Here is a 26,462-nt window from a genome sequence, read left to right on the forward strand (position 1 = left end):
AGAAAAAAACTGCTGGCTGGCAGCAGTTTTTTTGAAAAACCTTTTAGTCCTCAAGATTAATCCATACACTCTTGACTTCTGTGTAGTTATCTAGAGCATAGGAGCCCATTTCTCTTCCGAGTCCGGATTGTTTATAACCGCCGAATGGGGAAGCTGCGTCAAACACATTATAACAGTTTACCCAGATAGTCCCGGCTTGAAGACGATCTGCGATATAATGGGCTTGTTTTACATTCTCGGTCCATAGTCCGGCAGCAAGTCCGTATTCAGAATGGTTAGCTCGTTCAATGACTTCATCCACTGTTTCATATGGTATGGCCGTCAGGACTGGTCCGAAAATTTCTTCTTTAGCGATGGTCATATCGTCTTCCACATTCGCAAACACAGTCGGCGCGACAAAGTATCCTTCTTCATAAGGGCAGCTTCCGCCAGTGACAGCTTTAGCTCCTTCATCTTTCCCTTTTTGAATATAAGAAAGAACGCGTTCATGCTGCTCCTTGCTCACGAGCGGGCCGATTTGGGTATCTTTATGAAGTCCGGCTCCTTGACGGAGTGATTCAGCATAAGACACCATCTCATTGACAACTTCATCATACTGGTCTTTATGAATAAAGACGCGTGAGCCCGCACAGCAGACTTGGCCTTGGTTAAACATGACACCGTTTAAAGCGCCTGGAATGGCTTTTTTCAAATTCGCATCCGGGAGTAGGATATTAGGTGATTTTCCGCCCAGTTCCAGGGTGACCCGCTTAATGCTTTTTGCCGCTGTGCCCATGATTTTCTTTCCGATTTCTGTTGAACCGGTAAAGGCAATTTTATCAACCGCTTCATGGTTGGTAAGTGCTTCTCCCGCATCCTCACCGAATCCCGGAATGATATTGATGACACCGTCGGGGAAACCTGCTTTATCAATTAACTCAGCCAAATAAAGAGCTGAAAGCGGGGTTTGCTCAGCAGGCTTAAGCACAATGGTACAGCCGGTTGCAAGAGCCGCCCCCATTTTCCACATCGCCATAAGGAGCGGGAAATTCCATGGGATGATTTGCCCGACGACGCCGACAGGCTCATGGCGTGTGTAATTAAAATAGGAGCCGGAAACAGGGATTGTCTGCCCTGTTATTTTTGTACACCAGCCTGCGTAATAGCGCATATGCTCAATAGCCAGCGGAATATCTCCATTTGTTGTTTCGTTTATTGGTTTTCCGTTATCAAGGGTTTCAAGCTGGGCAAGCTCAGTTTTATGCTCTTCCATTAAATCTGCCAGCTTATACATCAGTCTGCTTCTCGATGCTGGAGACATTGTTCTCCACTCGCCTTGATCAAAGGCTTTGCGGGCAGCTTTAACGGCTTTGTCCACATCCTCTGCCTGGGCTTCATACAGCGTCATTAAGGTTTCGCCTGTCGCCGGGTTGGGCGTGTCAAAGGTTGCCCCTGAGGCACTCGGAACAAACTTTCCATCAATATAAAGCTTCTTTGTTCCCTGTAAAAATGTCTCCAGCCTTTTACTCACTTGCATCGTTAAAGAACTCATTCGTAACAAACCTCCAGTCATTTTTATGGTCTGTTCTGAGATTCTTGGTGATAGAATGGTTATTGCTTCATTGAAGAGCAGGAATTAGCTGTGATCGTTACTGTGGAAGTAAGCGTATACAAACATTCTATACTAGAAAACAAGGCAAAATCAATGAATAACCGATATTGCAATTTACAAAAGAAAAAAGCTACAATAGGCTTATAGACAAGTAAAGGAGATTTCATCATGATACATAAAAATTGGCTTGAAAAAGAAACCATTAAAAAAGTAAAGTGTGTTCAGACAAACGCAAAAAAATACATTGTAAATCGCGTATTAACTCCAGGGAAAGAATATGAAGTGAAGAATGAAACAGAGGAATTTCTGTTTGTCGTCGATAATACAAATAAAATCGGCGGTTACTATAAAGAATATTTTGAAGAGGTATAATAACCGATTGAATTTCCTGATGGAAGAAGAAACAGAAGATGTCACAATTGAAGATACGGATGGTTATGCAAAGGACCGCAGCTAAGCTGCGGTTCTTCTTTGATTCAAAAAGGAAAAATAAAACAGATACACAACAGAAACGTTAAAAAACTCATTTTTCAAAAAAAATATTTGCGAAAAATGAAACTTTTTTCTCTTTTGGTGCGTACTACATGATGACAACAATTCAAAAGACAAGAAACAAATCAAAAATTTGAAAAATGTAATCTGTTCGTAATGGTTTAAATGTCTTCTATGTCGTATTCTTATATAGGGATAAAGGACTTATTTTATTTAATGTAATCTCGTCATAAGAAAAATAGATAAATGCAGAAAGAGGGGTTCTTCATTGGGTATTTTTTCTGTTAGCAGATCAACTGACGCAAAGAAGCTTGAAGCTTTGCTCGTTGAAGGGGAAAGAATAGAATCGATTTATAAGCTCCGGGTTGACCAAATTTGCTTTACAAACAAACGTATCATTTTCTTTGATAATAAGGTGTTTTCTAAAAAGAAGGTTCGTGTATTTCTTCCATATAAAACGATTGAAAGCTTTGCCATTCAAGAAGCGGGAATGTTTGATCCCGATACTGGACTTTTATTAATGACAAGAAGCAAAACCTTTGAATTAGAATTTGCGAAAGATACCGATTTAAGCGAAGTGCAAGCGGTGCTGACAAAGTATTTATGCAGCTGAATAAAACTGACTGAGGCCAGCCGTCCCAAAGAATGGTTTGGCTTTTTTTTGTGCCATAAAAACGCTTTTTTGGTTTGTCAGTATTCAAAACTGGGAACAGAGAAAAAAAAGGAGAGGATACACATGGCACTGACTAAAGAACAAACTCAGCATCTCTACCATAAATTGCTTGATATGCAAAAAGAATTGTCTGGCGAAAAAAAGAAAACACAATCAATGACTGAAGAAGTAGGAGAGCTGTCTAATGGGGTCGATAACCATATGGCTGACCACGGAACACTTGTAACAGACCGCATGACAGACCAAACGGTAAAAGAAATAGACCGGGAGCTTTTGGAGGAGGTTAATCACGCTTTGCAAAAGATAAAAGACGGAACGTACGGCATTTGTGAAAAAACAGGTCAAGACATTCCATACGAAAGATTGGAAGCTGTTCCGTACGCAAGAATGACAGTGGAAGCCCAAGCTGATATAGAGGATGACTTGGAAACGGATGCTCCGTCATTCGAAAGGGAGTTTCATGAACAGGTCAAAGATCTATCTAATAAAGAAACAATTGATCAAAAAAGCTCTCAAACGTATGAGATTTTAGATCGTGAGCAGGATTCAAACTGAAAATGGCAAGCAAGTACACCGATATGAAGTGTACTTGCTTTTTTTTATGAAAAAATCTCATATTCGAAATAAAGTGATTGACTTTGCATAAAAAAGAAAGTAACATACTATTTGTAAGTTAATATAAAAAGTTTACCGGGAGGAATACAAATGTCTACAGTTTTATTTGTAAAATCAAGTGACCGTACAGCTGAAGAAGGTGTTTCAGTTAAACTATACGAAGCATTTCTAGCTGCATATAAAGAAAACAACCCTAATGATGAAGTGATTGAATTAGATCTTCATAAAGAAAACCTTCCTTACCTTGGAAGAGATATGATTAACGGAACATTTAAAGCAGGTCAAGGTATGGAAATGACTGAGGAAGAGAAAAAACAAGCTGCAACAGCTGACAAATATCTGAACCAATTTGTAAAAGCTGATAAAGTGGTGTTCGCATTCCCGCTTTGGAACTTTACAGTGCCAGCAGTGCTTCATACTTATGTGGATTACCTGTCTCGCGCAGGCGTTACATTCAAATACACACAAGAAGGACCAGTTGGTTTAATGGGCGGCAAAAAAGTTGCACTTCTTAACGCGCGCGGCGGCGTTTATTCAGAAGGGCCAATGGCTTCACTAGAAATGTCATTAAACTTCATGAAAACAGTTCTTGGTTTCTGGGGTGTTCAAGACTTGCACACAGTTGTCATCGAGGGACATAACGCAGCGCCTGATAAAGCACAAGAAATTGTTGAAAAAGGTTTACAAGAAGCGAAAGAGCTTGCTGTTAAATTTTAATGAATGAAGACTCCTATCCGTGAGATAGGAGTTTTTTTGCGTGTACATATTATATAGAAGAAAGTGATGACTTCTTGCCGTTAAAAAGCGCCGTTTTTTATTGTAATATATTTTTTGTTTGTCGAATCATTAGATATATTAGCGAAAAAACAGTTTTACGGACGGAAAAAAGTTTTTCTGAACAATTGATCTACCCCTTGATAAAATATGTCCGATGGTGTACTATATAAAAGAAGCTACTTTGTACGTATTGTTAATTAAGTTTTAACCTTTAAGCTGTAATAGGGAGTTTTATATCGAAGCCGGAATGTCATGCCTCCATTGTAGAGGACGACAGGAACGTTTCTGCAAACACCCACTTTGAGGAGTGGTGGTTTAAAACTTTCTTACTTGCATACGGCAAGATGTAGCGAAAGCCATTTCCTTTATGGAAATGGCTTTTTATTTTATCTGAAAAAGGATTTTTATATCGAAAATTCAATTTCCATCCGAGAAGAAATGCAGGGTTATTTTTTGTGATATGATGGGAGAAATTGAAGGAAAAGCGAGGGTTACACGTTATGTTACATAAAGCCCAATCTCTTTTGTCGCATTATTTCGGCTATGAAAAGCTGCGCAGAGGGCAGGAGGAAGCCATCCGTTCGGTGACAGAAGCGAGACAAAACACGGCCTGCATCATGCCGACGGGCGGGGGGAAATCAATTTGCTATCAAATTCCGGCACTGATGTTTGAAGGAACAACGATTGTCATTTCGCCGTTAATATCATTAATGAAGGATCAGGTTGATGCTCTTGAAGAAGCGGGAATCAGAGCTGCTTACATCAACAGCACGCAAACCAATCAAGAGATATATGAAAGGCTGAACGGGCTGAAAGAAGGAGCTTATAAGCTTTTTTACATTACACCAGAGCGGTTAACGTCAACAGAATTTATTCGTATTTTGCAAAGCATTGACGTTCCTTTAGTAGCAATAGATGAAGCGCACTGTATTTCTCAATGGGGCCATGATTTCAGGCCAAGCTACAGAAACATTGAAATTCTGTTTCGTGAGTTAAATGACAAACCCGTCATTATCGCATTAACGGCAACAGCAACACCTGAGGTGCATGATGATATATGCAGCCAGCTGCATATTCAAAAAGAAAACACGGTGTATACCGGTTTCTCCCGTGATAATCTGACTTTAAAAGTTGCAAAAGGGGAAAACAAAGATCGTTTTATTGAAGAGTATGTAAAAAGAAACAAACATGAAGCAGGCATTATCTATACCGCGACAAGAAAAGAAGCAGATCGGATATATGAGCGATTAAAACGAAATCAGGTCAGCGCAGGGCGGTATCACGGGGGCTTACAGGACGAAGTCAGAAAAGAACAGCAGGAAAGGTTTCTGAACGATGAGATGCAGGTCATGGTTGCCACATCTGCTTTCGGCATGGGCATCGATAAATCAAATATCAGGTTTGTTCTTCATGCACAAATCCCGAAAGATATGGAAAGCTACTATCAGGAGGCGGGACGAGCTGGCCGGGATGGCCTCGACAGTGAATGTGTGCTTTTATTTTCTCCGCAGGATATTATGGTGCAGCGCTTTTTAATCGAGCAATCGGAAAATGAAGAGAAGCAAAAGCAGGACTTGAAAAAACTGCGGCAAATGGTTGACTACTGCCATACGGAAGATTGTCTGCAGCGATTTATTCTGATGTATTTCGGAGAAAAGGAGGCTGAAGCCTGCGGACAGTGCGGAAACTGCACAGATACAAGAACAGCCCATGACGTGACGAGAGAAGCGCAGATGGTCTTATCGTGTATCATTCGCATGAATGAACGTTTTGGGAAGACGATGGTTGCCCAGGTGCTCGCTGGATCAAAAAATAAAAAAGTGCTCGAAAACGGCTTTAGCAGCCTTTCAACATACGGAATATTAAAGCACCAATCAGTTGGTGAAATCAGCGACTTCATTGAATTTCTGATCGCTGACGACTTTATTAGGATGTCAGATGGAACATTTCCGACTCTTTTTGTAAGCGGCAAAGGGAGAAATGTTCTGAGAGGCGAATTATCGGTAGCGAGAAAAGAAGCATTAAAAGCAGAAGCCATTACAGAAAATGACGAGCTGTTTGAACGGCTGCGCACCTTACGCAAGCAAATTGCGGCGGAGCAGGGTGTTCCACCTTTTGTCGTTTTTTCTGATCAGACGCTGAAAGATATGTCAGGAAAACAGCCTGTAAATGATGAGGAACTTTTGTCTATAAAAGGAGTCGGAGAACAAAAAAGAGCAAAATATGGCCGGCTTTTTTTAGAAGAAATACAAGCTTATGTACTGGTGACAGACTCAAAAAAAGCATAAATCAACCTTTTTTTCTTTGAAAAACACATTTTCTTTTCTTTTTTTTGACCCGAACTTAAAAGACTTGAAAAGCCTATTATATCAAGGGTTCAGTAAGACTTTCCAACGGAGAGAAATCCTTCATGTAAAGGAACTGTAATCTAAATCATATCTTTTTGTTATTGATTTGACATTTACATGTGTTACGATATCACCTGTTAGCCGCCAATAAAAAGCTAACAAGGGAGGATTTACTTATGAAGAAGACGATTATGTCCTTTGTAGCAGTTGCAGCACTTTCAACAACTGCATTCGGAGCTCACGCTTCTGCAAAAGAAATCACGGTGCAAAAGGGTGATACGCTCTGGGGGATCTCTCAGAAAAACGGAGTGAACCTAAAGGACCTAAAAGAATGGAACAAGTTAACTTCTGATACAATCATTGCGGGAGAAAAACTGACCATTTCTTCAGAAGAAACAACCACTTCTGGGCAATATACAATTAAAGCGGGAGATACGCTTTCTAAGATTGCTCAAAAATTCGGTACGACAGTTAACAACCTGAAAGTTTGGAATAACTTAAGCTCTGACATGATCTATGCTGGATCTGCACTTTCAGTAAAAGGTCAGGCAACAGCAACAAACACAGTGACTGAGAATGCGCAAACAAGCGCACCTCAAACTGAAACAAAACAAGAGGCTGTGCAAAAAGAGCAACCAAAACAAGAAGCTGTTCAACAGCAACCAAAACAAGAAACAAAGGCTGCAGCAGATACTTCTGTTAAAACAGAAGAAAAGGCTGTTGAATCTAATACAAATCAACAAGAAGCGGCAAAAGAACTAACTGTTACTGCTACTGCTTACTCTGCTAACGACGGCGGCATTTCCGGCGTTACAGCAACAGGCATCGACTTAAACAAGAACCCGAATGCTAAAGTTATTGCGGTTGATCCAAACGTGATTCCGCTTGGTTCTAAAGTCTATGTTGAAGGTTATGGAGAAGCAACAGCAGCAGACACTGGCGGCGCAATAAAAGGAAATAAAATTGACGTATTTGTACCAAACAAAAGTGATGCACATAATTGGGGCGTCAGAACAGTAAGTGTAAAAGTGTTAAATTAATAGAATAGATGAAGATAAAGGACATGTAGCTCTAAGCTCGTGTCCTTTTTTTGTTTTTTAGAGACGTAAAACATAATACGCTGATAAAAGAAAAATTGTGCTCCTTCTGATTTCGATGAATAGAAGGTAAACGCTCCTGTCATCTACTGTCTTTGCAGAAGGTGTGCTGGCTTTTACTTTGATTAATGGACAAAGCTACGCGGGCTCTATGACAGCATGTCTTGGGAAGCAAGTGCGCCGCCCGCGTTACTTAAAAACAGGAGTCATGGCGATACCTGATTTTTTGGAGCAGCGATCATAGGTTATGCTGTTTCATTCCAGCAACAGTGCTGTATTCAAGGCTCTTGTCTTCCGCATTACGGAGACGTTTGGCATCAGCACGTTCATGGCGGTTTAGCTGATTTCCTTCATTATTGCGTAACGACTGCTACATTTTTTTGGCGGGCTGATAGCAGCTGCTTTTAGCAGATGTGATATACGGAATTGGTTTAATTTTAGGCGATTTTTTTATTGTGGTTCTCGGCGGTCGAAGATGGCAGCTTTGGGAGCGGAATTGCAAGACTGACTGCTTTACATAATTGAAAAACCCAATCAATCGATATTCGTAATTCCCGGCCGACGATTTGAACAGGTTTATTAGTGAATCACCTGTATTATGAACCATGCAATTTGTTCAGCGTGCGTTAGGCGCTAAACATTCAGATGAAGGCCAGAAGGGGGCTTTTAAACTGATCGGAGTGTATTATATAGTAGTTCCGGGAGTGACTGCCTTTTCATTTGTATGGCTTCGGAATAGAAATGCTGACAGTGTATACCCTCGATTGATCATCGACTTATCGCCAGCGTCACTTACTGGTGTTTTTGCCGCTATTTTATTCAGGGCGATTTTAAGCTCTTTCAGTGGGGCTTTAAACAGTACAGTTACCTTGTTTACATTAAATATATACAAGCCAATGTTCAAGCTAGATGATGGTAAAGGTGAAATTGTCAAATCAGGGCGCATTTTTGTTGCAGTCCTCGGGATTGTATCTATGTCATAGCACCAGACGCCTTGGTTTATCAAAGAAAACACCAGACTATGAAGAAGTGAAGAGGCAAGAAACTAATTAGAGGAGTAGATCATGTGTTTACTCCTCTTTTCTTCTGTCTATGAAAGATTCGTGTGATATGCCTTCCAGTATACAATCTTCAAGAGGTAGGTGATCAGGTTCTTTAATGTCCCCGTGGCTTCTTTACGAAAAAAGTACCGGCATTTGCTGCGGTTTATCAAAAGTCTATTTACTCATATTCATTTTCTGTATATCCTGGCCGTTCTCTTTCTCTTTCTTTTTCAGTTGCAGTTGTGCTTCTTGTAGGAAAGCTGCGTCCGCGCAAAATGAATACAAGCCTGATTATGACCCGCAGGTTGATATTACACCATGGAAGCACGTCAAGCTGGCGTCATGTGATGTGTTATTTTCATTCTTGGAGCGGCAACATATCTCCTGTTTCAGCGTGGGGAGTAGCAGATGAACAAAAGAGGATCTTGGACATATGCCAAGATCCTCTTTTACTTAAACCAGCCTTTTTCCTTTGAGCGCGTAATGGCTTCTATACGGTTTTTCACTTCAAGCTTTTCCAGAATCATAGAGATATAATTTCGCACCGTCCCGCTTTTAATGCTGAGTTCTTGGGCGATTTCTTTTGTGTTTTTTCCGTCAGCCACAAGTTCGAGCACTTCTTTTTCTCTATCTGTGAGAGGGTTGGCCTCGCTATACATATCCTCCATCAGCTCAGGTGCGTAGATACGCTTTCCGTTCATGACGCTTCGGATGGCGCTCGCGAGCTCTTCACTCGGACTGTCCTTCAACAAATAGCCTTTAACACCGGCTTTAATGGCTCTCTGAAAGTAGCCGGGGCGGGCAAAAGTGGTTAAGATAATAATTTTGCAGCCTGTATCCTTTAACTCCTCAGCAGCTTCAAGGCCTGTCTTTCCGGGCATTTCAATGTCCATAATGCATACATCGGGCTGATGTTTTTTTGCAAATTCGACAGCATCCTGTCCGGTTGTTCCTTTGCCGACAACTTTCATATCGTCTTCTAAGTTCAATAGTGATCCTAAAGCGCCCAGCAGCATCTGCTGATCTTCCGCAATAAATATACTAATCATGTAAGCCATCCTTTTTGTTTATTTTGAGTTATTAGGAATCGTCATGGTAAGCTTGGTTCCGTTTTTGGTGTCGATGTGAAGGCTCCCGTTTGCAAATTCAAGACGCTCTCTCATACCGAGTAAGCCATGTCCTTTTGAAAAGCACGTGTCTCTTCCTTGAAATGTTCCATCGTCAGACACTGTAATAACAACTTCCTTCCAGAGCTCCTGAATATCAACTCGGCATGTTTTAGCCTGACTGTGTTTCACAACATTTGTGACAGCTTCCTTTAAGCACATGCTCAAAATATTTTCATTAAGCAATGAGATATTTTCGGGCAATTTCTCAACTTCGTAGATAAATGTAATGTCAGCAGCTTCGAGAATTTGTTTGATATTTATGATTTCATCCTTGAGCCGGATGCCTTTCATAGAGGATACGATTTTTCTTACTTCATTTAAAGAAGTTCTCGCTGTTTGCTGAACGCTTTTCAGCTCACGCGCTGCTTGTTCGGGATCTTTGTATATTAATTTTCTCGCCAAATCGCTTTTTAAACCGATAAGAGAAAGCTTTTGACCAAGCGTATCGTGGAGATCGCGGGCAATCCGCTGCCTTTCTTCTAATTTTACCAAATCGGCAATCCGTTCATTTGCAAATTCAAGTTTTTCTTCCAGCCGTTCGCGCTCCTTGCGGCTTCTGACACTGAACGGCAATAAAATTGCACTGATGAGGGTAATGACTACAAAAGGAATTTGTGTCAGAAAGAATTCTTTTTTTAACACAAGACTGAAATTCGCTGCGACAGCTGCGCTTATTAAATGTACGTAATATAAAATGTGGAAAGGGACGCGTTCTTTTATGTTTCCAATAAAATACGCAATAAAAAAAGCAAAATAAATATAACTGAACAGCGTAATGGAGGCGGTTGAAATGCCGATTAGCAGAAACGCCCACAAATAAATGGCCCAGCCTTTTGAGACAAAAGCAAATCGATAAACCGAAAAAAATAAAAGCGTCAAAATAATTCCGACGATAATAACAAATGTAGAAGATGATTTAAATATAAAGTAGAAGGGCAGGATGAAAAATATCGTCCATATATAAGGCGTGATCCCGCTTAGTTTTTGAAATGTAAAATGCTTTTTGATCATGATATAACCTCATTTTCAGCTTTTCATCTTAAATGTAACTTTACCATTGTAAAAGCCAGATTGCACCACCGAACAATAAAAAGGAAGTCTTCTTGTTGTATAAGAAGACCTCCTAATTGTCAGGCGTTCTCCCGCAGCTTCTGTTTTTCTGTTGAATCAGGCGGAAGGCGGAAAGATATTTGTTTGATATCCCGAAATGACACAAATTGTTTTTTGTCTTCATCCCAAAGACGGAATGCGAGTGATTGCAGGCTTGTTTTTAAGGTGATTGTCGGTACGTTTTTTAATGGTTCGTGATGTTCATGAGCAACTTCAAGCTTATAGTTCGGCACCTTTGGGCTCAAATGGTGAACGTGGTGGTAACCGATATTGCCTGTCAGCCATTGAAGCAGTTTCGGGAGTTTATAAAATGAACTGCCTTCCACAGCGGCCTGAACGTAGCTCCAGTTTTCATCTGCTTCAAAATAAGAGTCTTCAAATGTATGCTGTACATAAAACAGCCACACGCCGATTGAACCTGAGATCAGAAAGATAGGGCCTTGCACGAGCAAAAACGATTGCCAGCCAAAGATGAGACAGCAAACAGCAGCCAATGACACAATTGCCAGGTTTGTAAGGTACGTGTTCATACGCTCCTTACGTCTTGCACCTTTTTTGTTAAAACGGTTGGTGATCAGAAAAACATAAATTGGTCCGAGAATAAACATGATAAACGGATTTCTATAAAGTCTGTATGCAAGTTTTGTGCGTCTAGGTGCGGCTTTATATTCGTTTACCGTTAACAGCCAAATGTCGCCTGTTCCGCGTTTATCCAGATTGCTGCTGGTCGCGTGATGAATCGAATGGCTGTGCTGCCATTGAAGGTAAGGGAATAAAGTCAGAACACCTGTCAGAAAACCGAGAATATGGTTATAGCGCTTTTGTTTGAAAAATGATTGATGGCAGCAGTCATGAAAGATAATGAAAATTCTTGTCAAAAACCCTGAGGCAACCACTGTTAATGCTAAAGTAAGAAGATAGGAGACATTGAGGCTGAAATAAGCAAGAAACCAAAGTCCGAAGAAAGGGATAAACGTGTTTAAAAGCTGAATCAGACTGTTTTTTGTTTCGGGCTGAGCAAAAGCAGCGACTTGCTTTGTCAGCAGTTTTTGTTTGTGTTTAAGGGTTGGTTCAGTCATAGTAAAGGATCCTCTCATTGTGTGTCTCGCTTAAGTATACGAAAGAGAAGGATGTCTTTGTAGTAGCACACATCATACATCATATATGACATTTGTCATGTGGACTGAGATGACGTGCAGATGTGAAAACAGCTTGTAAAATGATTTTACAAGCTGTTTAATGTTTGTCGATCCATATTCGTGATGTACCCGAAACAGCTTCAAGCCTGCATGTTCCCCCAATAGGGAACGTGGCAATTGGAGAGGTGTGCCCGGCATTTATGTTTGCGATGACGGGGAGGCCGGATAATTCTTTTTTTGTACCAACTATCGCTTTTACATGATCTATTGATACGTTTGATGCTTTTTGGAACCTGCCGATCAATATCCCCTTTACATTTGAAAAAGAAGGGAGGTGGATGAGCGATTGTAAATCGCGGTCAAACATGTTTGCGTCTGACATATAATCATCCTCAATCAGTAAAATTGTATTTTCTGTTTCCGGAAAATACTCCGTTCCCTGCAGCAAATTAAGTGTACACAGGTTGCCGCCAATCAATGTGCCTTCAGCATAGCCATCCTGGATCACAATAGGACCGGAATGGGGATAAAAGTGCCTGTTTTCTTGATCTGAAAACCATTGGTCATCACTCCACTCTTGTGATGGCAGGATTTCAAAGGCTTCATCCGAAGCGCAGCAAGCCAGAAAATAATCTTTTATATAGTCCAATCCTTTTTTCATTGCAAACGTAGAAAAGTGGGGGCCTGAATATGTAACGAGACCGGTTTTTTGATAAATGGCATTGGCGAGAGCCGTAATATCGGAATAGCCGCAAAGAATTTTTGGATTCTGTTTGATTTTCTCGTAATCAAGATAACGCAGCAGCTGATTGCTGTTGAATCCGCCGAGTGTTGTTAAAATAGCTTTGACTTCGGGATCAAAAAAGGCGCTGTGCAGATCACTTACTCTTGATTCGATAGAGGATGACTGGAATTCGTTTAACTCCTCTGCGTGTTCAGCAATGGTCACCCGAAAACCCAATCGTTCTAATGTCGTTTTTGCGTGCAACTTTGCTTCATTTGTTAATACGGACATGCTGGTGGCGGGAGACACGATTCGAATTTCGTCTCCCGGTTTCAGTTTGGGTGCAAACACTTCAGGTCCTCCTAAACAGTTTTACACCATTACAGCATATCTCGGCATATTCTTCCAGACTTTTTTAGAAATCCGTCCATTTAATGCTTCCTGATTGTGTATCGTAGTCAATGGATACTTCAAATTGATGCTTTTCATAAAAATGAATGAGTCTGTCCACATGATTCCAATCCCGTTTGGCTATGTCGCCGGTAACTTGCGGGATATTGCAGTCTCTGGCAATATCTTTTAAATATTTCATACAAATAGAACCGAAGCCGTAATTCGGAGGCCCTTTAATATCCCCAATATGAATGGCATCGTCCTGATAGGATGCTACAAGTGAAAAGCAGCTTTTCCCTCTATAAGCTGTTTCACAATCTGTGAGCATAATTTTGCATGTTTGGCCATCATCAATCGAGGAAACAATCATCCAATCTTCATCTTTCGATTGATCAATACCAAGCACTCTGGCATCTTTCGATAGATCCTTTATATTTTCCTGCATGCGATAAATTTGAAATTCTAAATGATTCAGCTCTTCTTCAAGCTCTTGGCGGTTTTTTTCCTTAGTGGTAATCAAAATCAAACCCCTTTCAAAAAATAGTTAGAAACACAGTAACCAATTGTAGTAGATAGAAGAGGCGTTTGTAAATGATAAATCCATAATTGCTAGAATTTAGTGCAAGGAAGGTTTGATTGGTTTTAAGAGAGGAAAAAGAAAAGTAACCCGTTGCAAAAGGAGGAATATGAATGCCGATTGATTCATTGATTAAGAAATTGCGTTATGTCCAATTGGAATCCCCGGACAAAATTCTCTCATTATATCTCAACACAGATATGAGGGATCCAGAGCAGCAAGGGGGAGAATGGAAAATTGCCCTTAAGTCGGGGTTCGGCAGATTAAAAGAATATCTGGCAGCAAGTGACCCGGAGGAAGAAAAGTGTCTGAATGCAATCACGGACAAAATCTATCAGCACCTTAACGGAATAGGAAAAAACATGCCGCGCAGCCTCGTGTTTTTTGTTTCGAATAGCGGTATATGGGAAGCGATCAAGCTTCAAATTCCTGTTGAAACAAAATTTTACTGGGAAGAGACAGCTGTACTTGATCAGCTGGAGAATTTGCGCAAAACGTATCCAAGCACGGCTTTTATTTTAACGCAGCAAAATGAAGTGAAAATTATAGAAACCGTTTTAGGCAAAATTGAAGCGGTGGAACATTATGAATATGACGTAATCAATGAATCATGGGAGAGCAGCCAGTCTTCTAAAACCACATCGGCTTCATTAGAAGAGGAACAGCTGAAGAATCATGTAACGGAGAATCAAACGAGACTGTACAAGCGGCTGGCGGCCAACCTCGACCAAAAGGCCGCGGCAAAAAAATGGGAGCGGATGATCATTGCCGGTGATAAAGAAACGGCTGACATCCTCGATCAGCATATGAACAAACCCGTTCATTCGAAAATCCAAAAGAATTTGCTGAATGAAAATGAACATAAGGTTGTTGACCATTTAATGCAAGAGGCATAAACCAAAAGGCTGGTGCTATTAAAGCGCCGGCCTTCTGAAGTGTGTCTAATTTCTGACGAAGCCATCGAAAACGTTGACATCTCCGTTGAATTTGCATACGATTTGGATAGCCAGTACAAATTAGGAGAGGTCACCAAATGAATCAAACAGAAAATAAACCGAAAAATTATACTGGAATTGTCCTAACACTGACAGTTCTGATTAACGGTTTAATCGCAGTGCTGTTTTTTATGCCCAAATTAGATCAGTTCAGCCATGCGAATATTCACATTTTGCCAATGCTGAATGCGATATTCAACAGCTTTACGTTTATCTTCTTGTTGGCGGCACTGATTATGATTAAACAAAAAAACATTAAGGCGCATAAACGCTTTATCTTAGCTGCTTTTACGACAACATTATTGTTTTTGATTTGCTATGTCACATACCATTCGATTGCGGAGAATACGCTGTATGGCGGAGAAGGTATTATGCGTCCGATTTACTTCTTTATTTTAATTACGCATATCTGCCTTTCTGCAATCATCGTGCCGCTTGCGCTGTTTACGCTGATCAGAGGCTTCAGCATGCAGGTTGAGCGCCATAAAAAAATTGCCAGATGGACAATGCCGCTTTGGCTGTATGTCAGCCTTACAGGCGTTATTGTATACTTGATGATATCACCGTATTATTAAAAGCCATACTTTGTATGGCTTTTTTGAGGTTTGTAAACATAACAAAAGCCCAAATATCGTTTTGGGCTTTGTCAGTAAATTGACAGGCTCCTTTAATGAGCCGTTGATTCCATGGTTTCAAGTGTTGCAACTTGTAAAGATTTTTCAACAGTTTTCGTTTTTTCTTTTACTTTTTCCGCGTACGTGTAATCACCGTAGCAATACGGATAACGGAAATTGTTTTCATTTCCTCCGCAAGTATAAAGCCCGGGATTTTTTTCGACTTGCTGCTCGGAGTATTGTTTTGCCAATTCCTCAGTATGCGTTCCTCCATGTTCAGCTACAAAATCAATATAACCTGCCCCCATGTTGTAGCTTTGAATAATCGTATCCAAATCCACACCTTTTTCTTTACCGGTTTTGTACATGAGGGTAAATTGCTTGATGCCTTGTTTAATACTGAGTTGAGGGTCTGTTATCTCATTACGCTTTAACCCTAGAGATTCAGAGGACTGCATCGGATCATTGCCTTTTCCTTTTGACTCCTGATACATCATGCCGAGTATCAGCGATGTGTAATTGGAGAGTCCCCGATTTTCAAGCTCGTCCTCAACCAGCGGTTTATAATCAGTTAAACGTTCGAGGACAATTGTTTTCGTGTCAATCGGAAGTTTTTTGATTAAATCGCGGTTGAACAAAAGCAGGACCAATAAAAAAGAGGCCATGACAAAGACAGAAATCATCATAAAACCCGCAGCAGCGAAACAGCCTTTTCTCTTTTTCTTCACTGTGTTTCACCCTCAATGTTTGCAGCAGTATGACTTTTTCATTATGACATAGAACGTATACCAGACCAAGTGAAAACCTGATTTGAAACATAAATTTAAACTATGAGATTAAATTGGAACAAGAAGAGACAGGTTTGCATGAAAGGTCATTTGTTATAAGATAAAACTATGAAATAAGAAAGGTGAGACACATGACTGAATTTCGAGAAACGGACCGTGCGAATGAAACGGTGACCGATTTGGACGAAGAAACTTTATTTCTAGTCGCACAAACCTTCAAAGCGCTTTCTGATCCTACGAGAATCAGAATTCTCCATTTGCTTTCTCAGGGTGAACATGCTGTGAACGGAATCGCGGAGAAACTGAATTTACTGCAATCAACAGTATCCCATCAGCTCAGGTTTTTAAAAAATCTCCGGCTTGTGAAATCGCGCAGAGAAGGAACATCAATCTACTATTCTCCCGAGGATGAGCATGTTTTAGATGTGCTTCAGCAAATGATCCATCATACAAGACACGATTAAAAAAGACATCCTTGCTGCCGCATGTCGCGGTTAAGCAAGGATGTCTTTTTCTTTACTGTGCCCATTTTGTTCCAGTCCGTTTCTGCTGATTTTGATTACAATAGAGGAAAAACCGATATAATAGACGGCGATCAGAAAACAGACGCCAATCGTGAAAGGATCAGTACCGATAGATTGGCTGTAAGATCCCAGGCTGTGTAAATCAGGCGCGGCAAGGTACAGCTCTGTTACACGATAAAGAAATCTCGATAGAAATAGGGTTAGCAGAATAAGCTCTACCCAAATATGAGTCCGAAAATAAATTTTTCCTCTGCGTTTTTCAAAGGAGAGATTTTTCCTGGCGAAAAAAACCAGCAGACATCCGCCGAGAATGCCGATAATGAAATATCCGTATAAAAAAGGATGAATGAGACTGAAGATGGTGAGACCGAATGCAAACATTGAAAAAAGAATCATACGAGTAAAAAGCCAGCGAGGCTTCAGCGGCTGATATCCGATGGATCGCTTGATTTTTTTATACAGAAAAAAGACGATAATCACGACAGGATAAACGCTTTGAAGTGTAAGATGCATGATGTGATATCCCCTCCGTTGAGAAGTGTATGCTTATCCGTTTTGAAATAGTAGTCTAAATAAACAATGCCCATAAAAAAAGAAGGGGAGGCCCCTGTTTTCATAACATATGCACGATGCCTTTAGGCTGCATAATAGATATGCCCAAGCCTCATAAAATGGTATGATAATATTGGAAAATAAAAGCAGGAGACAAGGTGCGAAAAATGAAACTGGAACGTATGTTAGCGATGGTGATGTTATTAATCAGCAAAAAACAAGTGCAGGCTGCTGAGCTAGCTGATTTGTTTGAAGTATCAGTCAGAACGGTTTACCGAGATATTGATACGATCAGCAGAGCGGGTATTCCGATTGTAACCTCACAAGGCGCCGGGGGCGGGATCAGTGTGATGGAAACGTATCGGCTTGAAAGAGAGTGGCTGAAAGAAGAGGAGCTATTTGCTATTGCTTCCGCTTTGCAGAGCGTCTCATCGATGTATGAACCCGCTTCTCACAGCGCGGCTTATCAAAAAATAAAACATCTCATACCTGACCAGGCCGCAGAGGCATTTAAGCGAGAAACGGAAAAATGGTTTATTGACATGACGGCATGGGGACAAACAGAGGACCAAAAGGCGCTTCGAGAAAACATCAGTGATGCAATCGATCGGTCGTCAACCATATCATTTACATATACAAATGCAAACGGGGAAACACTTCTCCGTGAAACAGAGCCTTACACATTGGTGTGCAAGACAGGCCGCTGGTATTTATACGCCTACTGTCTGGTTAGAAACGATTTCCGCTTTTTTAAATTAAGCCGGATGAAAGATCTGACTGTTTTACATCAATCATTTAAGAGAAAAGACATTCAGCTGGAGACTCTGCCTTGGGATGCGAATTGGTATCGAAAGGATCGTTTAACTGAACTGGTCATTCTTGTCCAGCCCGGTGCGCATCAGCGTATAATTGAATGGTTTGGAAATGATGTCCTTCAATTGGATGAAAATAAAGCCTGCCGAGCGGTGATATCTCTGCCTGAGGATCAATGGCTGATCGGTTTCTTGCTGCAATTTGGCAAGGATATTGAGGTCCTGGAACCCCTTCATATCCGGGAAAAGGTAAAAGATACGATTTTTCATATGCAAAAAATATATGAAACCTGACACAATGCTGTCAGGTTTCTTCTTTTATAATCTAGGTAAAAAGGAGGTATCATATGAGCTATTCACATATGACACATTTAGAACAAAAGCGCTTTTCAGGGCTGTCACAGAGAACAAGCAATGCATTGGAAATGACGGAAAAAAGACAAATCCCGCTCTTATGGAATCGATTTTGGCAGCAGGATACGAGCATGTTACTCCCGCCTAATAAAAAGGATCAGAGCATTATCGCTTTATACTCTCATTACGAACAGCAGGAGAATGGGTTTTACACATTTTCTGTCGGCGCTTTTACCGAGCATAGCGACATGCTTCCGGAACCTTATGAGGATATATATTTACCGGCTTCCGCTTATGCTGTTTTCACTTCAAGAATCGGTCCTATTGAAGACATTGTACTCGACACATGGAAGGAAATCTGGTCTTGGGATAAGCGCCATTTGCGTACGTTTTCAGGAGACTTTGAGCAGTATGATCAAAGTGCGCTTTCACCGCAGCGGGCGCAGGTTAAAATATTTGTCGCCATAAACTTGGTATAACACTCTTGAAAAACTAATGGTATTAGTTAATAATAAAACTAACACCATTAGTTTTTTATTCAGGAGGAGTTATCATATGAGAATGATTCAGAATCAAACTGTGCGGCAGCTGACGTTTTATCCGACATTATTTCCGGTCAATTGTTATCTTGTAGAGGAAGAAAATGAAGTAACCTTAGTTGATACTGGTCTTCCGAACAGCTATAAAGGGATTATCCAAGCAGTGAATCAGCTGGGAAAACCGTTACAACACATTTTACTGACTCATGCGCACGGTGATCATGTCGGTTCGCTGGATGCACTGTCCCAAGCCTTTCCTCATGCAAAGGTTGTCATATCCGAGCGTGATTCATTTTTGTTAAAAGGTGATGTTTCTTTGCGGAAAGAGGAACCGCAGACGCCTATAAAAGGAGGAATTCCAAAAAATATCAAAACAAAGCCTGACGTTTTGCTGGCGGGGGGCGAAACAATTGGTTCTCTCCTTGCGATTTCAACCCCAGGTCATACCCCGGGAAGCATGTCGTTTCTGGACACAAGAAACGGAATTGTAATAGCTGGGGATGCATTTCAACTACGCGGGGGAATAGCTGTCTCCGGCCAGATGAGATGGACATTTCCTTTTCCTGCCTTCGCCACTTGGAATAAGGAGGCTGCTGTAAGAAGCGCGGAATGGCTTGTTGACAAGGCGCCGAGCTGTCTCGCGGTCGGACATGGGAATTTCCTTGCTTCACCAGAACAATTGATGAAATTAGCAATTCAAAAAGCAAAGAAGGGGGTCTGACCATGTCACCGAGAGCAGGATTACATCAAAAGATGATTATAGAGGCGGCGGCAGAGATTGCTGATCAGGAAGGAATAAACGGCGTGACACTAGCCGCACTCTCTAAAAAAATGAATGTACGGCCCCCGTCTCTGTATAATCACATAAGCGGGCTGCAGGGAATCAGAACAGAGCTTGCCGTTAGCGGTTTGACAAGGCTTTTTGATCAGATGGCTGATTCCGTCAAAGAACAGAAGGGGGAGTCCGCCTTGCTATCTTTAGGCGATGCATATGTTGGGTTTGCAGTTGAAAATCCGGGTTATTATGAAGCGACTTTGCTTAAAATTCAAGATGAAAGAGCTGAAAGCCTGTCAAACCAGATTGTCCGGCTTGTCACGAAACTGCTAATTGACAGCGGTTATGCAAACGAACAGACTGTAATCCATGCAACAAGAGGGCTACGAAGCTTACTGCACGGATTCGCAACTTTAATCGGAAAAGAAGCGTTTGAATTAAAGGAAGATATTTCAGACAGCTTAGCATTTTCAATTCGATTATTTCTATCGGGTCTGTCAACAAACAATAAAAGTATTATGTAAACTAAATAATATATGTCTTATATTTCTGAATATTGTATAATATATCATGCAGTATATATAAGGGAGAGGCAAGAGGCGATGCATGATTTTTACAAAATTGAGCAATTAGCGGCAGCATCATGGCCGTCTTATATTCAAAAAAGAATGGGGAAATGGCTTCTTAGAGCGAATTTTGGCGTAACCAAACGGGCGAACAGCGTATGGACATCGGCGGACATGCCAGAAGGAGATTACCAAAAAGAGATCGAGCATTTCTATAAAAGTTTAGGCCTGCCCGTTTGTGTTCAAATCAGTGACGCATCTCCGGAAGGACTGGATGATGCTCTGGCAGACAGCGGATATGAAAAGATTGATGAATGTTTTCAAATGACAGCAACATGCTGCGATATTTTAGATCGTACTTTTGACAACAGCCGATTTACATATAAGTGGGAGCAGGAGTCATCGTCTTCATGGATTGATGATTTTATCCGATTGGAAGAATTTTCAGCCGAACGGCATTGCGGCTATGCAAGCATTTTCAAACGAATGCAGCCGTGTAAAACCTTTTTCACTATGTATGACCAAGGCAGCCTGACAGCAGTGGGCACGGCTTCCGTTATCGATGGCTATGGCGGACTCAGCAACGTTGTAGTAGCAAAGGAACATAGAGGGAAAGGGGCAGGGACCCAAGTCATCAGGGCTCTGACTGAATGGTCAATGAACAATGGAGCCAAGTATATGTACTTGCAAGTGATGAAAGAAAACTCAGCCGCCGTTTCTTTGTATGAAAAAATCGGGTTCTTGCCTATATCGGAACACCATTACCGGATCAAAAAGGAGGATGGCTGATGAATTCGCTTCAAGAGATTATCTGTGAAAAACGGACATATACACGCCTTTATTCCTCACATAAGCACGCATACAGCCAATTTCTTTTTCCCCTTGAAGGGAATATCGATCTTGAAACAGAGGATCGGCAGGTCAAATTAAAGCCGGATCAATTTTTATATATTCCGCCAGAGTGCGAGCATCGGTTCCGCTCTATTGGCAGAAATGAATGTCTTGTGCTGGATGTGCCGCTTCAGGCGATGAAAATTGAGGAGCATCATGCAGCCGCAGGGATTGAAGCTGCAATCGATCCTTTTTGGTCTTCGATCAGGCACTTATTAATAGAGGAAGCAAACACACGCTCAGCGCACACGCTCCATTTGCTTGTTCAATACATAAAAGAAAAACTGCAAACCCATACTCATGCGTCAATCGCATACATCCATAGTCATTTGTCTGAGCCGCTGACAATACAAAAGCTGGCGAAAATTGAACATTATCACCCAGCTTACTATTCAAGCTGGTTTAAGAAACAGACCGGTAAGTCCCCTAAAGCCTATATAGCTGACCTCCGTCTTGAGGAAGCGAAACGGATGCTGATTGAGAAAAATGTTGCGCTGACTGTCGTGAGTCAAGCGCTCGGCTTTCAAAACCTTTCTTCTTTTACAAGATGGTTTGCAAAAAGTACAGGTGTATCACCCCGAATATACCGGAACACCTTTCATTCGGATAAAAAAATATGAGCTTTTGGTTAAACATTTAGCAGGTGTCTCTTTTAAAATAGTAAGAAAAAGGAGATATAATGATGGCTGTAATTGAAGATTTTGAAAAACTGGATATCAGAACTGGCACCATTATTAAAGCGGAAGAGTTCCCTGAAGCAAGAGTCCCGGCGATTAAATTGTTCATTGATTTTGGAGAAGATATCGGCATTAAACAATCAAGCGCGCAAATCACAAAGCGCTATTGCCCAGAAGAACTGACCAGCACACAAATTATCGCTGTCGTGAACTTCCCGCCGCGCCGAATCGCAGGTTTTAAATCCGAAGTCTTAGTCCTCGGCGGCATTCCCGGCCAAGGCGATGTCGTCCTGCTTCAGCCTGAACAGCCATTACCAAACGGAACAAAAATCGGATAACACAAAAAAGACGTTTGCCTAAGAGGCAAACGTCTTTGCGTATTGAGGCGATGCACCACACGCCACATTCGTGTGTGCCGCAAAGGGCATGTACATCGGCTTACACAATTCAGCTCATCGCTATATGAATATAGCATGGCGGGTGAGGAAATGCAAGGAGTACTTTGTTATTGTAATTGAAAACGTAATAAAACTTGTCTTATTTTGTATGATGTTGTCGAAAGTAAGCGAAAACACAAAATTCAATCGTAATATTGTTAAATTGTATGACGATATTAAGCTGGTGTTTTATTGTCCAAACTCAGAAAATTGACTTAACTGTGACCCGTACTGTGACCTGATTATGACCTGAAACACCGTTTTGTGGATGTGAATAAATGCTGTTAAATCAATAAAAACATACTAAATAATAAGGTGAATACAGGGGAGTAATGTGACCTGGATTTTTAATTCAGGTCTTTTTTATGCACAAAAAAATGCCTATTATCTCTAGATAGGCATTAAATATTATTATCAATATCTTCATTTATTTTTTTGGCTAAGTTTCTGAACCTTCTTTTTAACATTTGAAACAGCTCTTTTTTGAATTTCATCAAAGTTCTCCTGAATATAGTCCATGATACTTCTTATTAGAACTTCACTTTCATAATTGAATATCTCATTTATTTCTGACTGTTCTTCATCTGTCAGGTGATGGTACTGAAGTTGTTTAGCATTTACTTCAGCAGCTACATCAATCCTCACTTTAGTTGTTCTGGTTGTACAATTTCATATTCACCTTCTGCATACTCTTGCTCCGCATAATGGCCTCCCCATTGACAGAGCTCCTGCAAGATAGGTTTAAGAGATTCTCCAAGTTCAGTGGATGAATATTCAACCTTCGGGGGTACTTGATTATACATCTTTCTGCTCACAAGTCCACTGGCTTCAAGCTCTCTAAGTGTTTGAATCAGCATTTTCTGAGTTATATTTGGGATAATGCGCTTTAATTCACTCGTTCTCTTTGGTCCATTCATTAAAAAGTATAATACAAGGCCTTTCCATTTTCCGCCAATAACTTCCTTTGTCACTTCAAACCCACAGCTAAATTTTTTCATGTCTAAAGCTCTCCATTCAACATTTATTACTTTTTAGTTACTATATCACAAAAAAGTGGGTACTTCCGATAATGTGCTTACTGAAGGATACTATATCTTGTAAGTTGTTCTTCAAGTACTTAAAGGTACTAGACATAAAATAAAATTAATTCTAAAGGAGTGTTAAGTATGGGTAAATTTGAAGGTGAAATAGCGCTTGTAACGGGTGGAACAAGTGGGATTGGTCTAGCTACAGCACAAAAATTTGTAAACGAAGGTGCATATGTTTATATCATGGGACGTAGACAAAACGAACTTGATAAAGCTGTTAACCAAATTGGCAAGAACGTAACCGGTGTTCAAGGTGATATTTCTAAGCTTGAAGACTTAGACAAACTATATGACATTATAAAGCAGGAAAAAGGTAAGTTGGACATTCTTTTTGCTAATGCAGGCACCGGAAACTTCCTTCCATTAGGTGAAATTACTGAAGAGCAGGTTGATAGAACGTTCGACATTAACGTTAAAGGAACCATCTTTACTGTTCAAAAAGCGTTATCACTATTCCCGGACAAAGTAGGTTCTATTATTGTAACGGGCTCTACTGCTGGATCAATTGGCAACCCAGCGTTTAGTGTATATGGAGCATCTAAAGCAGCATTAAGAGCACTAGTTCGCAACTGGATTCTTGACCTAAAAGGTACTGAAATCCGTGTAAATGTGGTTAGTCCAGGAGTTATTCTTACACCTGCATACGATGAGCTTTTTGGTGATGCACTTGAAGGAGCAATGGAAAATACCAGAAATACTGTTCCAACTGGAAAAGTTGGGACACCTGAAGAAGTAGCAAACGCTGTATCTTTCCTTGCTTCAGACGAAAGCAGTTACTTGACGGGTGTTGAATTGTTCGTAGATGGCGGGCTAGCACAGGTATAATTTCACTGCGCAGAGAAGGGGTACTTTGGATACTTCTATAATTCCCAGGAGGGCTATAAATGACTAATCAATTAGAAGAAAAGGTTGAACTTCTTGAACAAGAAATTGAAGAGCTTAAATGGCAAATCTTAAAGCTTAGTAATGCAAAACTGAATGATCCAAGATACCCTTATTCCAATTGGTTAATTCAACATAATATTTATAGTGAGAAAAGAAGAGAATTGGAATATATCTTATCAGTCTTAAATGATCGTGTTCTAAATAGTCCTCAGCCACCAGAACAGTATCGAAAAGAGGTTGAAGGCATTTCAAGTCAAGAGTTACATAATGAGAAAGTCCCTGACTTTGCAGAAGTGCGTGATATCTTATCTAAAGTTCTTGGAATTAAAGAAAAGAAAGTGATAGCGCTTCTTAATGCTCTAAAAGATGAAGGTAAATTTAAGGATTTAAGCGAGAAACTTTTAGATGAAGTTTATTAAAAACTAGACTCCCTTTAGCTGGGGGTCTTTTTTATGCAGTGTGTTAAAATATGGATGGGTATTCTTGTTATCACAAGGGAAGAGAGGGGCGTTAAAGGTTCGGAACATTCTTCCGAACCTAGTGTGCTGCTGTCCACTCTATATATTGTGTGACTTCTTATAAGCATGTCATTATAATTGTCTTTAGTACGTTTTCCCTTGTGTTCACTTAAAAAGGTGAGCAGAATGACAAAAGTTAAAAAAGATGAAAAATCAGGAACATACTATTTTGTTTATTCAGGTGGAACGCATCCAATAACAAAAAAGAGAATTCAGCGTAAAAGAAAAGGGATTAAGACTTATAAAGAAGCTCAAGAGGTACTTAGACAGGTAATTCTTGAGGTTGAAGAAGAAAAGAACTACTTACCTGAGATACCTGAATCATTTGGAAAGTATGCTGAATCCTGGTTAGAATCAAAAAGAGTGAAGCTTAGACCAAGTACATTTAACAACTATAGAGAGATACTTCAATACAATGTTCTTTCTTATTTATCGGTATACAAATTCGATGAGATCACAGAGGATGTATTGCAGCAACACATAAATACACTCCACTTTGAACGAAAAGTATCTGCTGACACAGTAAGAAGAGCAGTACAGGTAACCAGGAGTATATTCAAAAAGGCATCACGAAGAAGAAAAATTGATATGGCCATCTTTGATGAATTGAACTTACCAAGAGAAAAGAGCATAGTGGAGACTTGGACTCCTGAAGAAATAAAACGTTTCCTGGATACTTCAAAACTTAAACGCCCATCAAGACATTACATTGCTTATGAAATATCCATTAAGACTGGTTTGAGAATGGGTGAGGTACTGGGGTTAGAGTGGAAGAGTATTAATTGGGAAAAACGGTACATCACAATACGCCAAACACTATGCAGAGTAGATGATAAAGGTAACTATGGGTTAGAGCCAGAAGTTAAAACAGTTAATTCATACAGAAATGTTAATATACCTGAGTCATTATGTGAAAAAGGTTGGTTGAAAGGGACAAGAAAGAAGCAGGAGCAAAATACAATGATCTAGACTTAGTGGTATGTACGAAAATGGGGGATTGGTTGCCGCCTTGTAATTGGAGAAGGGGATTTCACTCAATACGCAAACAGCTAGGATTACCAAAGATTAAACCTCATGCATTAAGACACACACATGCTACGTATCTAATCAGTATTGGTGTGAGTCCAAAAATAGTACAAGAGAGGTTAGGACATTCAGATATTAAGCAAACATTAGGAACATACAGTCACGCTCTTCCATCAATGCAATTAGAAGCAGTGGATAAGATGGATTTATTGTTAAAATCGTGACCTCACCTGTGATCTGAAGGAAATAAAAAAGCGATGAGCTACGCTGTGTAAGGCTTTGTAGTACCTCTTTTAACACGCCACATTCGTGTGTGCCGCAAAGGGCATGTACATCGGCTTACACAATTCAGCTCATCGCTATATGAATATAGCATGACGGATGAGGAAATGCAAGGAGTACTTTGTTATTGTATGTTTGAATTTGCTGTGAAAATATGAAATGAAGAGAAATAGGGGAGATTACTATACAATGATTAGTTTGAATTGGATGATTTGAAACCAGTAAAAGTCATGTTATGCCTGAGTGTGACCCCAACTGTGACCCGAAGTATACATTTAAGAGTTGTCATAAACGTAGTTAAATCAACGAAAACGTACTAAATATCAAAGCGAATAGAAGGAACCAGTATGACCTAGACTTTTTGATCTGGGTCTTTCTATTGCACAAAAAA

General features: G+C 40.4%; 31 protein-coding genes and 1 other RNA gene. 22 read left to right on the forward strand and 10 right to left on the reverse strand.

What is annotated here, in order from left to right; all coding sequences use genetic code 11:
* Positions 1–43: 43 nt before the first annotated feature.
* Positions 44–1,531: an aldehyde dehydrogenase DhaS gene (gene dhaS, locus H7F27_RS10530; protein WP_095713099.1), complete on the reverse strand. Its 1,488-nt coding sequence runs from the start codon at positions 1,529–1,531 to the stop codon at positions 44–46.
* A 228-nt stretch (positions 1,532–1,759) separates the two neighbouring features.
* On the opposite strand from dhaS, the gene H7F27_RS10535 reads away from it, so the two are divergent.
* From H7F27_RS10535 to H7F27_RS20845, 8 genes are all read left to right on the forward strand, one after another.
* Positions 1,760–1,963 carry a DUF6501 family protein gene (locus tag H7F27_RS10535; RefSeq protein ID WP_024121722.1) on the forward strand — a complete coding sequence of 68 codons (204 nt, stop codon included), beginning with the start codon at positions 1,760–1,762 and terminating at the stop codon, positions 1,961–1,963.
* Between the two features lie 388 nt (positions 1,964–2,351).
* Positions 2,352–2,696: a PH domain-containing protein gene (locus H7F27_RS10540; protein ID WP_024121720.1), complete on the forward strand. Its 345-nt coding sequence runs from the start codon at positions 2,352–2,354 to the stop codon at positions 2,694–2,696.
* A 123-nt stretch (positions 2,697–2,819) separates the two neighbouring features.
* Positions 2,820–3,311 carry a TraR/DksA family transcriptional regulator gene (locus H7F27_RS10545; RefSeq protein WP_059293268.1) on the forward strand — a complete coding sequence of 164 codons (492 nt, stop codon included), beginning with the start codon at positions 2,820–2,822 and terminating at the stop codon, positions 3,309–3,311.
* 150 nt (positions 3,312–3,461) lie between these two features.
* Positions 3,462–4,088, forward strand: coding sequence for an FMN-dependent NADH-azoreductase AzoJ (gene azoJ, locus H7F27_RS10550; RefSeq protein WP_024121718.1), 627 nt, complete (start codon positions 3,462–3,464; stop codon positions 4,086–4,088).
* Positions 4,089–4,318: 230 nt separating this feature from the next.
* A non-coding RNA gene (ssrS, locus tag H7F27_RS10555) (6S RNA) lies at positions 4,319–4,505 on the forward strand.
* A gap of 143 nt (positions 4,506–4,648) precedes the next feature.
* The gene (gene recQ / locus H7F27_RS10560; protein ID WP_185848915.1) at positions 4,649–6,436 is read left to right on the forward strand and encodes a DNA helicase RecQ; all 1,788 of its coding nucleotides are present in this window, start codon (positions 4,649–4,651) and stop codon (positions 6,434–6,436) included.
* A 236-nt stretch (positions 6,437–6,672) separates the two neighbouring features.
* Complete coding sequence (locus H7F27_RS10565) at positions 6,673–7,536, forward strand: LysM peptidoglycan-binding and 3D domain-containing protein (RefSeq protein ID WP_185848916.1); 864 nt, start codon at positions 6,673–6,675, stop codon at positions 7,534–7,536.
* A gap of 662 nt (positions 7,537–8,198) precedes the next feature.
* The gene (locus H7F27_RS20845) at positions 8,199–8,576 is read left to right on the forward strand and encodes a sodium:solute symporter family transporter (protein ID WP_260627360.1); all 378 of its coding nucleotides are present in this window, start codon (positions 8,199–8,201) and stop codon (positions 8,574–8,576) included.
* Positions 8,577–9,085: 509 nt separating this feature from the next.
* On the opposite strand, the gene desR is transcribed toward H7F27_RS20845, so the two are convergent.
* The 5 genes from desR to H7F27_RS10595 all read right to left on the reverse strand — a co-directional run bounded on the left by desR (position 9,086) and on the right by H7F27_RS10595 (position 13,691).
* Positions 9,086–9,685 (reverse strand): two-component system response regulator DesR, encoded by a 600-nt coding sequence (gene desR / locus H7F27_RS10575; RefSeq protein ID WP_010334571.1) that lies wholly within the window; start codon positions 9,683–9,685, stop codon positions 9,086–9,088.
* Between the two features lie 18 nt (positions 9,686–9,703).
* The gene (gene desK / locus H7F27_RS10580) at positions 9,704–10,816 is read right to left on the reverse strand and encodes a two-component sensor histidine kinase DesK (protein ID WP_024121713.1); all 1,113 of its coding nucleotides are present in this window, start codon (positions 10,814–10,816) and stop codon (positions 9,704–9,706) included.
* Positions 10,817–10,935: 119 nt separating this feature from the next.
* A complete protein-coding gene (gene desE, locus H7F27_RS10585; RefSeq protein ID WP_095713094.1) occupies positions 10,936–11,994 on the reverse strand; it encodes a Delta(5) desaturase DesA in 1,059 nt (352 codons plus the stop codon).
* A gap of 157 nt (positions 11,995–12,151) precedes the next feature.
* Entirely contained in the window at positions 12,152–13,129 is a 978-nt protein-coding gene (locus H7F27_RS10590; RefSeq protein ID WP_101860564.1) for a S66 family peptidase, read from the reverse strand.
* A 64-nt stretch (positions 13,130–13,193) separates the two neighbouring features.
* Positions 13,194–13,691, reverse strand: coding sequence for a hypothetical protein (locus H7F27_RS10595; RefSeq protein WP_185848917.1), 498 nt, complete (start codon positions 13,689–13,691; stop codon positions 13,194–13,196).
* 170 nt (positions 13,692–13,861) lie between these two features.
* Here H7F27_RS10595 and H7F27_RS10600 point away from each other — a divergent pair, with 170 nt between their 5' ends.
* Both H7F27_RS10600 and H7F27_RS10605 read left to right on the forward strand, forming a co-directional pair.
* Positions 13,862–14,644: a VLRF1 family aeRF1-type release factor gene (locus tag H7F27_RS10600; protein ID WP_024121709.1), complete on the forward strand. Its 783-nt coding sequence runs from the start codon at positions 13,862–13,864 to the stop codon at positions 14,642–14,644.
* 137 nt (positions 14,645–14,781) lie between these two features.
* Positions 14,782–15,318, forward strand: coding sequence for a DUF420 domain-containing protein (locus H7F27_RS10605; RefSeq protein WP_003231280.1), 537 nt, complete (start codon positions 14,782–14,784; stop codon positions 15,316–15,318).
* 92 nt (positions 15,319–15,410) lie between these two features.
* Here H7F27_RS10605 and H7F27_RS10610 read toward each other — a convergent pair whose 3' ends face one another.
* A complete protein-coding gene (locus H7F27_RS10610; protein ID WP_024121708.1) occupies positions 15,411–16,085 on the reverse strand; it encodes a lysozyme family protein in 675 nt (224 codons plus the stop codon).
* A gap of 191 nt (positions 16,086–16,276) precedes the next feature.
* Between H7F27_RS10610 and czrA the strand changes: the two genes are divergently transcribed.
* Positions 16,277–16,609 carry a Zn(II)-responsive metalloregulatory transcriptional repressor CzrA gene (gene czrA, locus H7F27_RS10615; protein WP_024121707.1) on the forward strand — a complete coding sequence of 111 codons (333 nt, stop codon included), beginning with the start codon at positions 16,277–16,279 and terminating at the stop codon, positions 16,607–16,609.
* Positions 16,610–16,639: 30 nt separating this feature from the next.
* On the opposite strand, the gene csk22 is transcribed toward czrA, so the two are convergent.
* Positions 16,640–17,182, reverse strand: coding sequence for a mother cell-specific sporulation protein Csk22 (gene csk22 / locus H7F27_RS10620; protein ID WP_095713089.1), 543 nt, complete (start codon positions 17,180–17,182; stop codon positions 16,640–16,642).
* A gap of 206 nt (positions 17,183–17,388) precedes the next feature.
* Here csk22 and H7F27_RS10625 point away from each other — a divergent pair, with 206 nt between their 5' ends.
* The 7 genes from H7F27_RS10625 (at position 17,389) to csaA (ending at position 22,173) form a co-directional block, all read left to right on the forward strand.
* Entirely contained in the window at positions 17,389–18,327 is a 939-nt protein-coding gene (locus tag H7F27_RS10625) for a helix-turn-helix transcriptional regulator (RefSeq protein WP_185848918.1), read from the forward strand.
* Between the two features lie 53 nt (positions 18,328–18,380).
* Positions 18,381–18,866: a GyrI-like domain-containing protein gene (locus tag H7F27_RS10630; RefSeq protein ID WP_024121704.1), complete on the forward strand. Its 486-nt coding sequence runs from the start codon at positions 18,381–18,383 to the stop codon at positions 18,864–18,866.
* Between the two features lie 76 nt (positions 18,867–18,942).
* On the forward strand, positions 18,943–19,647 hold the full coding sequence (locus tag H7F27_RS10635; protein WP_095713086.1) for an MBL fold metallo-hydrolase: 705 nt from the start codon (positions 18,943–18,945) through the stop codon (positions 19,645–19,647).
* Between the two features lie 2 nt (positions 19,648–19,649).
* Positions 19,650–20,225, forward strand: a complete 576-nt coding sequence (locus H7F27_RS10640; protein WP_095713085.1) for a TetR/AcrR family transcriptional regulator — start codon at positions 19,650–19,652, stop codon at positions 20,223–20,225.
* A 78-nt stretch (positions 20,226–20,303) separates the two neighbouring features.
* Complete coding sequence (locus tag H7F27_RS10645) at positions 20,304–21,056, forward strand: GNAT family N-acetyltransferase (protein ID WP_101860567.1); 753 nt, start codon at positions 20,304–20,306, stop codon at positions 21,054–21,056.
* Positions 21,056–21,778 carry a helix-turn-helix domain-containing protein gene (locus H7F27_RS10650; protein ID WP_101860568.1) on the forward strand — a complete coding sequence of 241 codons (723 nt, stop codon included), beginning with the start codon at positions 21,056–21,058 and terminating at the stop codon, positions 21,776–21,778. The genes H7F27_RS10645 and H7F27_RS10650 overlap by 1 nt, the downstream gene beginning before the upstream one ends.
* A gap of 62 nt (positions 21,779–21,840) precedes the next feature.
* Complete coding sequence (gene csaA / locus H7F27_RS10655) at positions 21,841–22,173, forward strand: chaperone CsaA (RefSeq protein WP_095713082.1); 333 nt, start codon at positions 21,841–21,843, stop codon at positions 22,171–22,173.
* A 522-nt stretch (positions 22,174–22,695) separates the two neighbouring features.
* Here the strand turns inward: csaA and H7F27_RS10660 are convergent.
* Positions 22,696–22,917 carry a hypothetical protein gene (locus H7F27_RS10660; RefSeq protein ID WP_180948924.1) on the reverse strand — a complete coding sequence of 74 codons (222 nt, stop codon included), beginning with the start codon at positions 22,915–22,917 and terminating at the stop codon, positions 22,696–22,698.
* Positions 22,914–23,270 carry a winged helix-turn-helix transcriptional regulator gene (locus tag H7F27_RS10665; RefSeq protein ID WP_024121697.1) on the reverse strand — a complete coding sequence of 119 codons (357 nt, stop codon included), beginning with the start codon at positions 23,268–23,270 and terminating at the stop codon, positions 22,914–22,916. Before H7F27_RS10665 ends, H7F27_RS10660 begins: the two co-directional genes overlap by 4 nt.
* A gap of 168 nt (positions 23,271–23,438) precedes the next feature.
* Here H7F27_RS10665 and H7F27_RS10670 point away from each other — a divergent pair, with 168 nt between their 5' ends.
* The 4 genes from H7F27_RS10670 (at position 23,439) to H7F27_RS20850 (ending at position 26,013) form a co-directional block, all read left to right on the forward strand.
* Complete coding sequence (locus tag H7F27_RS10670; RefSeq protein ID WP_095713079.1) at positions 23,439–24,185, forward strand: SDR family NAD(P)-dependent oxidoreductase; 747 nt, start codon at positions 23,439–23,441, stop codon at positions 24,183–24,185.
* A gap of 59 nt (positions 24,186–24,244) precedes the next feature.
* Positions 24,245–24,664 carry a hypothetical protein gene (locus H7F27_RS10675; RefSeq protein ID WP_024121695.1) on the forward strand — a complete coding sequence of 140 codons (420 nt, stop codon included), beginning with the start codon at positions 24,245–24,247 and terminating at the stop codon, positions 24,662–24,664.
* 225 nt (positions 24,665–24,889) lie between these two features.
* Entirely contained in the window at positions 24,890–25,732 is an 843-nt protein-coding gene (locus H7F27_RS10680; RefSeq protein WP_260627251.1) for a site-specific integrase, read from the forward strand.
* Positions 25,733–25,752: 20 nt separating this feature from the next.
* Complete coding sequence (locus H7F27_RS20850; protein WP_251191693.1) at positions 25,753–26,013, forward strand: tyrosine-type recombinase/integrase; 261 nt, start codon at positions 25,753–25,755, stop codon at positions 26,011–26,013.
* Positions 26,014–26,462: the final 449 nt, after the last annotated feature.

It is taken from the genome of Bacillus sp. PAMC26543 (assembly GCF_014250375.1).
Lineage (GTDB): Bacteria > Bacillota > Bacilli > Bacillales > Bacillaceae > Bacillus > Bacillus halotolerans.